The 15418-nt window shown below is 38.0% G+C and carries 11 protein-coding genes and 1 pseudogene; 9 read left to right on the forward strand and 3 right to left on the reverse strand.

All coding sequences use genetic code 11. The features are described from left to right. Nucleotides 1-390: 390 nt before the first annotated feature. The 8 genes and pseudogenes from AAEZ22_RS10555 to AAEZ22_RS10590 all read left to right on the forward strand — a co-directional run bounded on the left by AAEZ22_RS10555 (nucleotide 391) and on the right by AAEZ22_RS10590 (nucleotide 10222). On the forward strand, nucleotides 391-1458 hold the full coding sequence (locus AAEZ22_RS10555; protein WP_197183014.1) for an efflux RND transporter periplasmic adaptor subunit: 1068 nt from the start codon (nucleotides 391-393) through the stop codon (nucleotides 1456-1458). 11 nt (nucleotides 1459-1469) lie between these two features. After that, on the forward strand, nucleotides 1470-4535 hold the full coding sequence (locus tag AAEZ22_RS10560; RefSeq protein WP_011330110.1) for an efflux RND transporter permease subunit: 3066 nt from the start codon (nucleotides 1470-1472) through the stop codon (nucleotides 4533-4535). A 235-nt stretch (nucleotides 4536-4770) separates the two neighbouring features. After that, nucleotides 4771-4926 (forward strand): annotated as a pseudogene (locus AAEZ22_RS10565) (SDR family NAD(P)-dependent oxidoreductase); the annotation flags it as partial. Nucleotides 4927-5247: 321 nt separating this feature from the next. Further along, nucleotides 5248-7623, forward strand: coding sequence for a diguanylate cyclase domain-containing protein (locus AAEZ22_RS10570; protein ID WP_197183015.1), 2376 nt, complete (start codon nucleotides 5248-5250; stop codon nucleotides 7621-7623). A 401-nt stretch (nucleotides 7624-8024) separates the two neighbouring features. Beyond that, on the forward strand, nucleotides 8025-8798 hold the full coding sequence (gene hisF / locus AAEZ22_RS10575) for an imidazole glycerol phosphate synthase subunit HisF (RefSeq protein WP_011330107.1): 774 nt from the start codon (nucleotides 8025-8027) through the stop codon (nucleotides 8796-8798). Continuing rightward, complete coding sequence (gene hisIE / locus AAEZ22_RS10580) at nucleotides 8795-9409, forward strand: bifunctional phosphoribosyl-AMP cyclohydrolase/phosphoribosyl-ATP diphosphatase HisIE (RefSeq protein WP_197183016.1); 615 nt, start codon at nucleotides 8795-8797, stop codon at nucleotides 9407-9409. The genes hisF and hisIE overlap by 4 nt, the downstream gene beginning before the upstream one ends. 104 nt (nucleotides 9410-9513) lie before the next feature. Further along, on the forward strand, nucleotides 9514-10029 hold the full coding sequence (locus AAEZ22_RS10585) for a hypothetical protein (RefSeq protein WP_197183017.1): 516 nt from the start codon (nucleotides 9514-9516) through the stop codon (nucleotides 10027-10029). 16 nt (nucleotides 10030-10045) lie between these two features. After that, nucleotides 10046-10222 (forward strand): DUF1289 domain-containing protein, encoded by a 177-nt coding sequence (locus AAEZ22_RS10590; protein WP_065813981.1) that lies wholly within the window; start codon nucleotides 10046-10048, stop codon nucleotides 10220-10222. A 169-nt stretch (nucleotides 10223-10391) separates the two neighbouring features. On the opposite strand, the gene AAEZ22_RS10595 is transcribed toward AAEZ22_RS10590, so the two are convergent. After that, nucleotides 10392-10931 carry a gluconokinase gene (locus AAEZ22_RS10595; protein WP_197183018.1) on the reverse strand — a complete coding sequence of 180 codons (540 nt, stop codon included), beginning with the start codon at nucleotides 10929-10931 and terminating at the stop codon, nucleotides 10392-10394. 153 nt (nucleotides 10932-11084) lie between these two features. Here AAEZ22_RS10595 and gntU point away from each other — a divergent pair, with 153 nt between their 5' ends. Continuing rightward, entirely contained in the window at nucleotides 11085-12428 is a 1344-nt protein-coding gene (gene gntU / locus AAEZ22_RS10600; protein WP_197183019.1) for a gluconate transporter, read from the forward strand. A 174-nt stretch (nucleotides 12429-12602) separates the two neighbouring features. Here gntU and gntR read toward each other — a convergent pair whose 3' ends face one another. Continuing rightward, nucleotides 12603-13613: a gluconate operon transcriptional repressor GntR gene (gene gntR / locus AAEZ22_RS10605; protein ID WP_197183020.1), complete on the reverse strand. Its 1011-nt coding sequence runs from the start codon at nucleotides 13611-13613 to the stop codon at nucleotides 12603-12605. Nucleotides 13614-13853: 240 nt separating this feature from the next. Then, nucleotides 13854-15125, reverse strand: coding sequence for an O-acetylhomoserine aminocarboxypropyltransferase/cysteine synthase family protein (locus tag AAEZ22_RS10610; protein WP_197183021.1), 1272 nt, complete (start codon nucleotides 15123-15125; stop codon nucleotides 13854-13856). Nucleotides 15126-15418: the final 293 nt, after the last annotated feature.

Here is a 15418-nt window from a genome sequence, read left to right on the forward strand (position 1 = left end):
CTTACCTGTATCACTGAGTTACACAATCACACAAACAAAAACATTAACGCACAGATATATTAACGCATTGAATTTACAATGATATTCTTAATAATATGCGCTAAAGTATACTCTTTGTATAACAAATATTAAGTTAACATTATAATAACAATTATAATTGCAGTATTTGGCTTTATAGCGTTTACTTCTAATAACAGCATAACAATACAGAATTACACTCAATCGATTTGGTATAATTATTCATAAGTCGTTGGGAAAGTTAATAAAAGCAATGGTGATACTCCTTATAAGTAATAAGGTTATCAAGCTTATTAATAGTTACACAGTTTGTTGTAGGTTTACCGGTTTATATAGTTTAAGCGTACCTGATTTTTATAAAAGGCATAAAATATGAATATAAAACACGTAGTAAAAAATCGATATACGCTATGCATTGCATTAGCAGTACTACTGTCGGGCTGCTCTGAGCCTGAGGTAGATACAAAAATTGAAAAGGCCCCAAAGCCTGTTAAATTAATTACCATTAAAGATACTGCGCAATCAAACATTCTTACTTATCCTGCTACTGTCGATGCGATAAAAAGCGCAAAGTTGGCATTTCAAGTTGGCGGTAAAATAGACAAACTCAATGTTATTGCAGCGCAATCCGTATTAAAAGGTGACGAACTGGCATCGTTAGAAAAGCGTAACTTTATTAACGAAGTAAACTCTACAAAAATACAGTATGAAACAGCTAATAATGACTTTAATCGCGGAATTAAGCTCTCTAAAGATGGCGTAATTTCGGCTAGAGATATAGAGCAGCTAAAATCAAAAAAAGAAGTTGCTCAATCTCGCTATGACTCAGCAAAAAAAGCACTGACAGACAGTACTTTAGTTGCCCCTTATGATGCAATTGTAGCCGCTGTACCAGTAGAGGCGCTTGAGAATGTAAATGCAGGCCAGCATATAGTTACTTTATTTGGTAAAGGCGAAATGGAAGTGGTTGTTAATATTCCATCTTCTATTGTTGCCACCGTTGACTCGCGTACAGGCAGCCGTGCCTTTGTACTTTTAGAATCAGCTGCTAATACTCCTATTCCTGCTACATTTCGTCGCGCTAATTTAGAAGCTGATACGTCTAGCCAAACTTATGAAGTTAGGTTTTCATTTGCTGTACCGCAAAACCTAAATATTTTACCCGGCATGAATGCCAGTTTACGTATCGAATTTGATAATAAGTCGACTACAAATGAAATTACTCTGCCTACATTTGCTATTTTTGAAGAAAATGGCCAGCACTATGTATGGACAGTAAGTGAATCTATGATCGTGAGTAAAACGGTTGTCACCTTAGTAAACGGTATTGGTGAAGAACTAGTTGTTACCAGTGGTATAAAAGCCGGCGATGTAATTGTTGGTGCCGGTGCAAATTATGTAACCGATGGTATGAAAGTACGCGCTTGGACTAAGTCATAGGAGCTTGAGTAATGGATTTAGCAAAGTGGACTATTAATAACAAACTAATTAGTACCATAATTATTATACTGACGTTAGGCTTTGGCTTCTCTTCATATAAAAACATGGCACGATTTGAAGACCCTGAATTTATAATTCGTACCGCACAAGTGTTTGTTCCTTACTCTGGTGCGAGCCCTTTAGAGGTAGCCCGAGAAGTAACTGAGCCTTTAGAACGTGCTATTCAAGAATTGCAGGAAATTGATACCATATCGTCTACCTCTTCATCGGGTATGTCTGAGATAAAAGTTGAGATTAAATCGGAGTTTTCGCCGACAAAGTCTGAGCTACAGATTATATGGACCAAACTAAGAAATAAAATTAATGATGCTCGCCCTTCCCTTCCACCAGGTACAGGTACGCCACAAATATTTGACGATTTTGGTGATGTATATGGTTTAAGCTATTTAATTACAGCCGAGGGTTACTCTCCTGATGAGCTGCATGCCTACGCTAAAAACTTACAAAGTGATATTTTACAGGTTAAAGGCGTTGCTAAAGTAGCTATGACCGGTGTTCAGCAAGAAGGTATTTTTGTTGAAATAGCCCGTGAAGATTTGGCCACTTTAGGTAGCTCAATCAGTAATATTTATTCAATTTTAGATAAGCAAAATACAGTAATAAGTGCCGGTAATACGCAAATTGGTGATCAACGTATTTTTATAGATCCCACCGGCTCTATTAATTCTATTGAAACAATACAAAACCTATTAGTGAGCGCCACCAATGACGGTAAAGCTATATATTTAAAAGATATTGCTAATGTATATCGTGGTTTTCAAAGCCCAGCAACTAAACTTGTACGTTACAACGGGCAACCGGCAATTTCTTTAGGGGTTGCCAGTGTGCTTGGTACTAACGTTGTTAAAGTGTTTGAGCGCGTAGATGAGCGCGTTAAACAAGCTGAAAACGTGAGACCCATTGGTATAACAGTGCATGAATATTATCATCAAGGTAAGGTTGTTCAGGCATCGGTAGATAACTTTGTAGTAAATGTAATTGTGGCATTAATTATTGTTGTTGTTACTTTACTTGTGTTTATGGGGCTGCGCTCTGGGCTTGTTATTGGCGCAGTATTACTACTGACTATTTTTGCCACACTAGCAACCATGGATTTTAGCGGCATACCCATGCACCGAATTTCACTTGGGGCATTAATTATTGCTTTAGGGATGATGGTTGATAATGCCATTGTTGTCACCGAGGGAATACTGGTTGGTACTAAACAAGGGCGCAAAAAGCTAGAAATAGCATCTGAAGTTGTAAAGCAAACAAGGTGGCCCTTATTAGGCGGCACTTTGGTAGGTATTGTGGCCTTTGCACCTATAGGTTTAGCACCGGGTGATACTGCCGAATTTACTGGGCATTTATTTTGGGTTATTTTAATTTCTTTACTTTACAGTTGGTTATTTGCAATTACCCTAACGCCACTATTTTGTTTTTGCTTGTTTAAAGAACAAGATAAAGACACCTCTACAACAGCTAAGCCTAATATGATTATGGCGGCTTATCAATCCATTGTTGTTAGCTCGCTTAATCATCGCTGGTTAACAGTTGCTGTAGTGATATTTACTTTTAGTGCATCAATGTGGGGATTTCAGTTTGTAAAATCTGGGTTTTTCCCAGCCTCTACAACACCACAAATGGTAGTAGATTTTTGGTTACCGCAAGGAACTGATATCGAAAAAACCAAAAAAGATATGATCAAGCTTGAATCCTTTATTCAACAACAAGAGAGTATTGAGGGCGTACAAACCTTAATTGGTGGTGGCGGTTTACGATTTATGCTTATTTATGGAGCAGAATCACCAAACAGTTCTTACGGCCAAATATTAGCTAAAGTAGATGACTATAAAGTGCTTGATACTATGATCCCTAAAGTACAAGCGTATATAGATGACACCTTCCCAGAAGCGCAAGGCAAAGTATGGCGCTTTGTAATGGGACCCGGAGGTGGTTCTAAAATTGAGGCAACATTTAAAGGGCCAGAACCCGCAGTAATTCGTGAGTTAGCCGATAAAGCGAAAGCAATCATGATTGATGACGGCGGTGCACTCTCAATTAAAGATACTTGGCGCCAGCAAGTTAGGGTTATTGAACCGCAATACTCGCCAATTAATGCCCAGCGTGCAGGTGTAACACGCAAAGCAATTGCTGAAGCGTTACAACAAAACTTTTCTGGTAAAACGGTTGGCCAATATAGAGAAGGTGAAGAGTTAATTCCTATTATTGTTAGAGCTCCCCTAAAAGAGCGCTCGAATGTTAATGATATAGGCAACATTCAAATTCCTAGCCAAATCACAGGTAAAACAATCCCATTAGAGCAAGTTACTAATGGATTTAAAACCGTATGGCGTGATGGTATTTTAAAGCGCGAAGATAGAATGTGGACAATTAAGGCTCAAGCCGATCCACTTCCTGGGCAGCTTGCATCTGAATTATTTAATCGAGTAAGGCCACAAATAGAAGCGATTGACTTACCTGCCGGTTACACATTGGAATGGGATGGTGAGTATGGGCAATCAAAAGAGTCAAATGAAATGCTTGCATCAACACTACCACTTGGCCTTTTAGCTATGGTGCTAATTGTAGTGGTGTTATTCAATGCTTTAAAACAACCTATTATTATTTGGCTTGTGGTACCGCTGGCTCTTATAGGCGTGGTATTTGGCTTAGTAACAACACAAACTCCACTTGAGTTTATGGGGATATTAGGATTGCTCTCTTTATCTGGTCTACTCATTAAAAATGCCATTGTATTGGTTGATCAAATGGATATGGAAATTAAGCAAGGTAAACCACGTTATGATGCCATTGTCGATTCGGCTAATAGCCGAGTAAGACCAGTAATGATGGGAACACTAACAACAGTACTTGGGGTAATACCGCTTTATTTTGATGCGTTTTTCCAATCAATGGCGGTTGTATTAGTATTTGGCCTACTCTTTGCTACATTACTAACCTTAATTGTTATACCTGTGCTTTACGCTATTTTTATGGGCGTTAAAAAAGATGAACGCACACCAGTTAATGCCTAAGGTAATAAACTAAATATTGCAAAGTAAATAAAATATACGGCCAGCTAATGTAAAATATTATCTGGCCGCATGCTTTTTTATACCCAACCCACAACATAAAATATCGCTCTATGCTGTTGATAAATAACTAGCTTCATAACTTTAATAAAGTGCCCATCGGCGTACTTGTTAACACTGTTGGCGGCGATGGTACAGGTAAATAAAACCCTTACGACATTAAAGTAGCCAATTTAAACGCGTATTTGATATGAATGTGTTTACCATGTGCCGACTTTGTCAATTAGTGGCTCCTCACATGAAAAATAGCGATTATGGCAGCATAATTAATATCTCTTCTATGGCGAGCGTTAACAACAGCCCCGCTATTAGCGCCATGGCCCACGCGCTGTAAGTACTGATGCACTTAAAAAGTGCTTACCTCTGAAGTATTAAAATAATGTTACTTCATACTTAAATTATCAATACGTTAAAGCTAACACCATAGTTAATCCAACAAACTCATTTTATATCGCAACTTACTTAACATAACCAACTTGCTTAACTCTATTTCCCCGTTATAAAACCTCTAAAAACCCTCATACTAACGGTACTAAAATAACCCAAAGTAATATTTTTCAGTTAAGCATTTAATGGTCAACACTATATTTGTATACTATACTTAAGTTATTCATAAATAGGCCCTTAGAGCTTATAATCAAGGTGAGGGACCGCATTGACTAATCATTTAACGCTACATTTTGTAACGCCAGAAATGCTCAAAGCAGCGGTGATCACAGCCAAATATGACCCCATACTTGTTTTAGCATCTGTATTTACAGCGGTATTTGCATCTTATATTTCATTTTTACTTTCTGCTCGTATTAAAGGCGCGCAACTTAAAAATGAAAAGCTTTTTTGGACCTTACTGTCATCTTGCTTTTTAGGTGCAGGTATTTGGGCAATGCATTTTGTTGGCATGTTAGCCTACCAACTCCCTATTCCTGTAAGATACAATATACCTATAACACTAGTTTCAATTTTACCCAGTATATTTGCTAGTTATTTTGTTATATCCCCTAATTTAGAGCGTTTTAAACACTTATGGTTTAGAAGTGTACTTATGGGCTTAGGTATTGGCAGTATGCATTACGTAGGTATGATAGCCATGATAATGCCAGCGCATATGGCTTATGAGCCCACTTTGTTTACGTTCTCTGTATTTATTGCCATAGCACTTTCGGGCTTAGCTTTAAAAATAAATGAATTACGCCAAACAACGCAAAATAAACAAAAGCGGGTTAACTTCTTAGCAGCGCTGGTAATGGGCAGTGCTATTTCGGGTATGCATTATATTGGTATGCTCTCTATGTATGTATTTGAATCTAGCCATACAACCTACCTTGCAAATGACAACAGTGCACAACTTGCCCAAGTGATTATATTTGTAGTGCTAGTATTGAGCTTATTTTTAGTAGGCAGTATGGAATTACGCGCCAGAAGCTTGTTATCGGCAAAATTAAAAGCAGTACTAAATACAGTACAAGACGTAGTGATATGTTTCGATCGCCAAGGCATTATCGAATTTGCTAACCCTCCAACCACTAAAGTATTTGGTTTTGATCAACAAGCGTTAATTGGCAAAAACATTGCTATATTGCTGCCAAAAAAGCATGCAAAATTTTATCATTCATTTAATGAAGATCAATCCAACTTTGGAAAAAGCCAATTGTTACAGGGATGCAAAAATTGTGGGCAAGAGTTTCCTATAACAATCGCAATCAACCCTATAAGTGAGCTAACTAACGCCCCTTTAGTAGCTACTATTAAAGATTTAACCGATATTCAAAATCAAGAAGCCTTTACACAAACTATATTTGATACCCTACCTAACATTTTGTTTATTAAAGAAGCTAAGCATCTAAGTTATAGCCATGTAAATAAATCAGCTGAAAAATTACTTGGCAAATCACAAGAACAACTTATAGGATTAAATGACTTTGATATATTCCCAGCAGAGCAAGCAAAATTTTTTGCAAAAGCAGATCGCACAGTATTGAACTCAAACAATTCGATAACAATTAACGAAGAGCCAGTTACCATAAATGGAACAACTCGCTATTTACGTACTCACAAAGTGATTATAAAAGATAATATGGGTAAGGCTAAATTTTTACTTGGTATTGCTGAAGATATTACTGAGCTCAGAGAAGCTAGGATTGAGCTAGATAACTTGCATCATCGAATAGCATTAGCAGCAGATGCGGCTAATATTGGCATATGGGAGTGGAATTTTAAAACCGATGTGCTTATTTGGGATGACTGGATGCACACACTTTATGGCATTAAAAAGGGTACTTTTTCTTGTAACTATGCTCAGTGGTCAAAAACAATTCATCCCGATGATTATGATGATGTTACCAATAGGCTGGCCAAAGCAATAGCAACCAATGAAAAGTTTCATGCTGAGTTTAAAATTATACTGCCCTGTGGAGCAACACGATATATAAACGCCGATGGCCGAGTATATGGTGATAGCATAGTCGGTATTAATTTTGATATTTCAAAGCGCATTATCGCTGAAAAAGAAGTACTAAAACTAGCTCAAACCGATTATTTAACCGGGCTTGCAAACCGTAACACCCTGACAAAGTTTGCTGAATGTGAGTTTGGAAAAGCTAAACAAGCAAACAGTAAAGTGGCATGCTTATATTTTGACTTAGATAAGCTTAAGCCAATAAACGATACTCACGGCCATATAGTTGGCGACTGTGTATTAACCGTAATAGCCGACCGCTTAAAAGATATAACCCGTAAAACTGACTGTATCGCCCGTATTGGCGGGGATGAATTCGTTGTTATAAGCACCAACATTGAAAGCCTAAACCAAATAGAAAAACAAATAACCAGATACTTAAGTGCGATTGAGTTACCTATTGTTTTGCAGCACAACGAACTCTTAGTTACTGTAAGCATTGGCTATGCTATATATCCCGACGAAGCAGCAGACTTAGATGAGTTACTTAACAAAGCGGATAAAAGAATGTATGAACATAAAAGTAAAAAGCATGATCATGCTAATAACAGCCAACCACAAGTCAATTTAAGTTGAGCATTTAATTTTAACAATACATAACTTAAATGAACTGAACTGAACTGAAAAACTCAAATATTCCTACAGCTTCACTATGTATATCCTAAAAAGCGCTAAGTTAGCGGCTGCTTAGAGCCCATTTGTTATAATTTAACACATTAATACAGCATGGAATTAGCATCCGTAAGTTCTCACTTTTTATTATTTATACAACCCTCTAAATAGCTTTAAAAGTAATTAACTATAAGATATTTCGCCTATAAATAACGCTTAGATATATATATACTGTAGGTAATTATTAATATGACTTTTTGCTGACAATAATGTTTTTAGTGTTGTTGTTATTAATGCAAAATATTAACGAAAAGAATAGTAGCTATGACTTTCAAAAATAAACACACTACCTGCGAGACTTTCCCATGTTATCAAAACGCATAATTCCATGTCTCGACGTTAAAGACGGCCAAGTAGTCAAAGGCGTAAAATTTAAAGGCCATGAAGTAGTTGGTGATATTTTAACTATGGCAAAAGCTTACAGCGAGGCCGGTGCAGATGAACTTGTTTTTTACGAAATTAGTGCCAGTGTTGAAAAACGCTTACTCGATGTAAATTGGGTAGAGAGTATTGCCCGTCATATTGATATTCCTTTTTGTGTGGCTGGCGGAATTAAGTCGGTTGCCGATGCAGCTCGCGTACTTGAACGCGGCGCAGACAAAATCAGCATTAACAGCCCTGCTATTGCTCGCCCTGAGCTAATAAAAGAGCTGCACGATGAGTTTGGTAAGCAATGCGTAGTGGTCGGTATAGATAGCTTTTACGATGAAGTGACCGGTGAATACTTAGTGTACCAACTTACTGGCGATCCTAATGCGTCAAGCCGTACCCGTTATAAAACACAAGAATGGGTTAAACGCGTACAAGACTTAGGAGCAGGCGAAATAGTATTAAACTGTATGAACCAAGACGGCGTACGTAACGGTTATGATATTGAGCAATTAAGTAAAATACGCGAACTGTGTAATATTCCTCTTATCGCCTCAGGCGGTGCTGGATCTATGCAAGATTTTGTAGATGTGTTTAAACAAAGTGAAGTTGATGGCGCACTTGCAGCCAGTGTTTTTCATAAAAATGTGATTAACATTGGTGAACTAAAACAATTTTTAACTAATAACCAAGTGGCAGCAAGATTATGATATTAACACTCGACAACCAAACTCAAGTTGATTTCACTAAAAGTGAAATGATCCCTGCTATTATTCAAGATGCACGTTCTGGTGTTATTTTAATGCAAGGCTTCATGAACAGCGAAGCACTAAAGGTGACACTTGAAAGTAACAAGGTAACGTTTTACTCGCGCTCAAAATCGCGTTTGTGGACCAAAGGTGAGTCATCTCAAAACTATTTAAATGTCGTGTCAGTGCATACCGATTGTGATAACGATTCTATTTTGGTACTAGCAAACCCACAAGGCCCAACATGTCATTTAGGTACGCAAAGCTGTTTTGGCGATGATGCAAAACCAAGCCTAAGCTTTTTAGCGCAACTTGAAGATGTTATTGTAGCGCGTAAAAACGACGACCCAGCTAAAAGCTATACAGCGTCTTTGTTTGCAGAAGATTTAAGCCGTAGTTGTCAAAAAGTAGGCGAGGAAGGCGTAGAAGTTGCCCTTGCTGCAATGAAACACGATAACGATGAGCTAACAAACGAGTCTGCTGATTTAATTTATCACCTTACAGTGCTATTACAACGCCAAGGCTTAGCCCTTGAAGACGTAGTTAAATGCTTAATAGGTCGCCACAAGTAAGTTGTAACTTTAATACCAACAACTTTTATAAAAGCACGCTTAAATTATTTAGTGTGCTTTAGCACATAGCGCACTAAATTCATTAATTAAAAGGATAATATTGAATGAAGAAGTTAGCCTCTGTCGTATTTACTGGCTTGGTAATTTCAGGTTGTTCTAGCGTTGTTACTGAGCAAACAGCCGCTATAGATCAACTTACACCATGTAATAAAATTCAAACCTTACTTGGTGCATACGATACCCGTTTTGAATCGCTAAAAACAACCAAAGTAACCACAAAATTTATGGATAGCTGGAGTACTAACTATCATTTAGTGGGTCAACAGTGCCAAATTACTGCATTTGATCATGATAATGTTATTTACCGCTGTCAAAATAGTTACAAAGAGCAAGTAGCTGCTGTAACAGATCATCAAAAAGCAGTGGCTTTTACTCGCCAATGTTTGCTTGAAAGCAATTGGCATGAAAGCCAAAAAGAGTCAAAAAACTCGATTCGTACTACTTTCGTACTTGATGAAAACACCCCTGTTATTTCAATCTACACCGGTAAAACGTTATCTAGTTTAAAATCGTGGTCTACCTCATTAGAAATTGGCAAATCAGTAGCTACTAAACAATAATTTTTTATAGGGTTTTATGGGTTTTCAAACAAAAACTAGCAAGACTAAACTTAAAACCGATTGTATTGGAGTTTGCCAGCGGCGCAGTGGCCTATGTACTGGCTGCGGACGTACCAACGATGAAATTTTTGAGTGGATTATTTTATCTGAAGATGAAAAAAAGGTGATTTTAGCAACCCCACGAGCCGATTAAGCAATGAATAGCTGGGGTTTTAATAGGTAAGCTAAACATCTGGGTTATAAAACTTTAACTTCAATAATAGACTAAAACTAACTGTTGTTAAATTTAGCCTGTTATTGAACGTTTGAAATAAATGGCATCTACTTTATTACTCATTATTTTTGTATTTATACCTTATAGGTTACCCGCTAGCTAAATTTATATCGGTTTGCGTAGCTTGAAAACAAGCGCTTACAACCTGCTTAAATGATTTATTAATGTCGATACTAATTACATTTAACTCATCTGCTTGGGGGATTTCCAATGTCTCGAATTGACTTTTTAATAGCTCAGTAGGCATAAAGTGCCCTCTTCTATCTTGCATTCGCTGCTTAACTAATTCAAAATTTCCCTGTAAATGTAAAAAAGTAATATTCACATTTCCTTCGCATATTTGCTCTCGGTATTTTTTCTTTAAGGCTGAACAAACAATAACGGCCACTTCATTTTTCTGCTCAATACTAAACGCAGCGTCACGAATTCTTTCTAACCACGGCACCCTATCATCATCATTAAGCGGTTGTCCTGATGACATTTTTAAAATATTTGCTTTGGGATGTAAATCATCGCCATCAATAAATTTAGCGTCCATTTTTTTCGCAAGCGCATAACCAATACTCGACTTTCCGGTGCTTGATACACCCATAATAATAAATATTCGACCCGCGTTTATTTGGCTCATTTAGCTAATCTCACTCTATTTTTTAAAAATTCATTAGCTTTGAATGAATTTTTATATTAAGTTACTGGTAACATGTTACGCGTAACTTAATATAATATGAAATTAAACACAAGTTAACTATCCTAATTTGAGTTGGATTTAAGTAGGAAATATATGTCAGATTTATCTTTAATACTAACCGCGGTAGGTTCTATTCTACTGTTACTTTTTTTAGTCATGAAAGTAAGGCTACACGCGGTTGTCGCTTTAATTTTAGTTTCGATGATAGCCGGGCTATTCTCTGGAATGAGCCCACAAATGATCGCAGAAACTATCCAAAAAGGAATGGGCGGCACTTTAGGCTTTGTTGCTGTTGTGGTTGCATTAGGTGCCATGTTTGGCAAAGTAATGGAAGAGACTGGAGCGCTTGACCGTATTGCTCATACCTTATTACATCGTTTTGGCGAGAAAAACGCTAACTGGGCGCTCACCTTTACTGGTTTTATATGTGCTTTACCACTATTTTTTGATGTTGCTGTGGTGCTTTTAATTGGTATTGCATTTGCTGTGGTACGTAAAGGCGGTGGTAGTGTTATTAAAATAGGGATTGCACTGCTTGCTGGTATTGCTGCTTGTCAGGCATTTCTTATCCCTGCGCCAGGCCCTATTTTAGTGGTATCTCAACTTGGTGCCGATTACGGTTATATGATTTTATTTGGTTTGCTTGCTGCTATTCCAGCTATGATCATTGGCGGCCCTCTTTGGGGATCGCTAATTGCTAAGTCAATTCATGTTGAACTACCTGAACACGCCCAAAACAATGATAATACTAGAGACGGTGAGGGCGAGCCTAGTTTTGGCTTAGCTCTAGGTTTAATTGCACTGCCATTATTAATGATTGCCTTAAATACGATTGGCTCTCGTTTTGTTGAGCAACAATCTAACTTACATCATTGGTTAGAGTTTATCGGTCACCCATTTACTGCAATTCTTGCAGCTTGCTTAATGGCATTTTATTTACTGGGTGTAAAACGCGGTGTACCACAAGATCGTATTATGGAAATTTGCAGTAGTGCCTTACAACCTGCTGGCGTTATCATTTTGGTAACAGGCGCTGGGGGAGTATTTAAACAAGTATTGGTTGATTCGGGTGTAGGGGCAGCGCTTGGTAATATTCTTGCGGGATCTGGCTTACCGATTGTTATGCTAGCTTTTATATTAGCAGCCGCAGTACGCGTAATTCAAGGCTCTGCAACTGTTGCTATGCTTACAGCATGCGGTTTAATTATACCTATGTTAGAGCCGCTTGGACTAGATGGCGCTCAGCTTGCTGCGGTTACTATCGCCATTGGTGGAGGCTCAATCGTTTTATCGCATGTAAATGACTCTGGCTTTTGGTTAGCTAATCGCTACCTTGGCCTTACTGAAATGCAAACGCTGAAAACATGGACGGTGATGGAGACCATCATTGGTACAACGGGTGCTATTGTAGCTATGATTATTTCCCTCTTTTTATAAATTATTTTTATTCATAAAACCCTAAATATGTCCGATGCTGTGCTTAAATAGCAGCATCGGTGTTTACTTCGAGTGTTATAGCTTTTACTGTTTGATGGAGGCAAGCACCATATTTCACTTACAACTCAATATTCTAGGTTTAATATTTTCTTGCTTTATGAGTGACATAGTTAATCAAACACTTTCGCCTAAATGAATCACATAACCGGTATCACATATTTGCTCATCGGGTGTTTCAATATCTGTTGTTGAACTAATACGACTGAGTAATTTAGCCCCTGCAAGGTTACCAATCTGATAACGCGGCGTGATCACACTGGCTAGCTGAGGCACCATAGATTGACCAATATCATGGCCATGAAAGCCTGCAACCCCCATATGCTGAGGAACAGAAATATTATTTCTTTGACACTCAAAAATAGCACCAATAGCCAAATCATCATTAGTACAAAATATACAGTCAGTATCTGGATGTTCTGTACGTGTTTTTTGCAATAATTTAGCGCCCAAACTAAACGACGAAGCTTCATTTGTCATCACACTTTTAGGAGTAAACCCCCTTAGTAACATTGCGTCGCTATAGCCTTGAAACTTCAATTGTGTGCGCATATCTAACCTTGCACCAAGGTAAACAATATTCCGGTAGCCTTTATCTAAAAGCGCATTGGTCATCTCAAAAGCAGCTTTAGCATTATCAAAGCCAACCGCTTGGTGTATTGGAGTGTGATGAATATCCATTATTTCAACCACAGGAATACCCGCCATAGCAATCATTTTTCGGGTTCTGTCGGTATGCGTTGTTTCCGATAAAATTAGCCCATCTACATGATATGATAATAAATATTCAACTCTCTTTTCTTCAATTTCGGGGCTATAGCCATAATGCGCGAGCATTGTTTGATACCCAGCAGGCTCAGTAATATCTTCAATTCCGCGAATAACTTGCGAAAACACTTGATTAGTTAACGATGGGACAAGCACACCTATAGAGTAGCTTTTGGCATTAGATAATAAATCTGGGGCTTTATTAGCAATATAACCAAGTGAATCTATGGCTGCTTTAATTTTGATTTGAGTTGTTGCTGATACTTTCTCTGGGTTACGTAAATAACGACTTACCGTCATTTTAGTGACCCCAACTGCATCCGCTATATTTTGAAGTGAAGAGCGTTTATTTTTTTTCATCACAGGTAATTAATTTATTATGTTACACGTAACATAACAATTATAATTGCGGTTAGCCACTTTTAAGCTATTTTGCTAGATAAATATAACCTTATTGATAATTATTTATACTATCCTGGCTTGCTTAGACCGTTTACTTATCAAGTTAGATACTTAATTATATGCTTTTCAATGAGTCAATAAATACAAATGCCTCAGTGTATAGAGGCATTTTAAACGATGTTATTACTTATAAATAGCTTACGCTTTACCGAGCGCTTGACTTACATCTGCAATAATATCGTCGATATTTTCAATACCAATCGATAAACGCACTAAATCACGGCTCACACCTGCATTAGCGAGTTCTTCATCATTAAGCTGACGATGCGTGGTTGATGCAGGATGACACGCTAGCGACTTAGCATCACCGATGTTTACCAAACGCAGTATCATATTGAGTGCGTCGATAAAACGAGTGCCTGCTTCCAAGCCACCTACAATACCAAAACTTAATATACCCGATGCTTTACCATTAGTTGTTTTTTTACACATTGCGTTGTATGGACTTGACGCTAAGCCTGCATAGTTAACCCATGAAACTTTAGGGTGCTTTTGTAAATACTCAGCCACCTTTTGTGCATTTTCGCAGTGACGTTCCATTCGCAAACCTAAAGTTTCAAGGCCAATTAGAATGTCTGATGCATTTTTTGGTGCAAGTGCCGCACCGGTATTTCTAAGCGGAACCACTCTACAGCGACCAATAAACGCGGCTTCTGCAAAGGCTTCGGTATAAACAACATTATGATAAGACGGATCTGGCTCGTTCATCATGGCAAAACGCGTAGCATTTGCTTTCCAATCAAATTTACCTGAGTCAACAATCATGCCGCCAATGGCAGTGCCGTGCCCGTTTATGTATTTAGTTAATGAATGCACCACTATATCGGCACCCAGCTCGAATGGGCGGCATAAGTACGGCGTTGCTACTGTGTTATCAACAATAAGGGGCACACCTTTACTGTGTGCTATTTTGGCTAATCGGGCAATATCAACAATATTACCTGCAGGGTTGCCAATTGATTCACAAAATACTGCTCGAGTATTATCATCTATTGCGTTTTCAAAGGCCTCAAAGTCATCTGCTTTGATCATCCGTGCTTCAATACCTTGGCGTGGTAATGAATGTGCAAATAAGTTGTAAGTGCCGCCATATACTTGGCTAGTACTAACAATGTTGGTGCCAACTTCACATAAACATTGAATTGCGTAAGTAATTGCTGCCATGCCAGAGGCTACAGCCAGTGCGCCTACGCCCCCTTCCATAGCCGCGATACGCTGCTCTAATACTGCGTTAGTCGGGTTCATAATACGGGTGTAAATATTACCAGGTACTTTTAAATCAAATAAATCAGCACCATGCTGGGTGTTATCAAACGTATAAGATGACGTATTATAAATTGGCACTGCTGCAGACTTTGTGGTTGATTCTGATTCGTAGCCATGATGCAGCGCTAAAGATTCTAGTTTCATTAGTATATTCCCTGTTATTAATTTACTTAGCGTTAAATTAGCACTTATATGCTACTAAGTGCACTTGAAATATACTAATGACAATTGAAATTTTTAACCTTTAAAAACAACCACTGTTAACTTTTAAAGCTATAACTAGTTTAGCTGTAAACTAAAACCAATAATAAAGAGTATTACGCCTAAGTGAACTACCCATCGACGCCACTCCGTGTCGACCAATGGGCTTCTACAGCCTTGACTTAGAGACTAGGCTGCTTCTTTTTTCTCAGTTCCAACAGCAAACTTCGATAGCT

It is taken from the genome of Pseudoalteromonas sp. 20-MNA-CIBAN-0454 (assembly GCF_040308685.1).
Taxonomy (GTDB): domain Bacteria; phylum Pseudomonadota; class Gammaproteobacteria; order Enterobacterales; family Alteromonadaceae; genus Pseudoalteromonas; species Pseudoalteromonas nigrifaciens.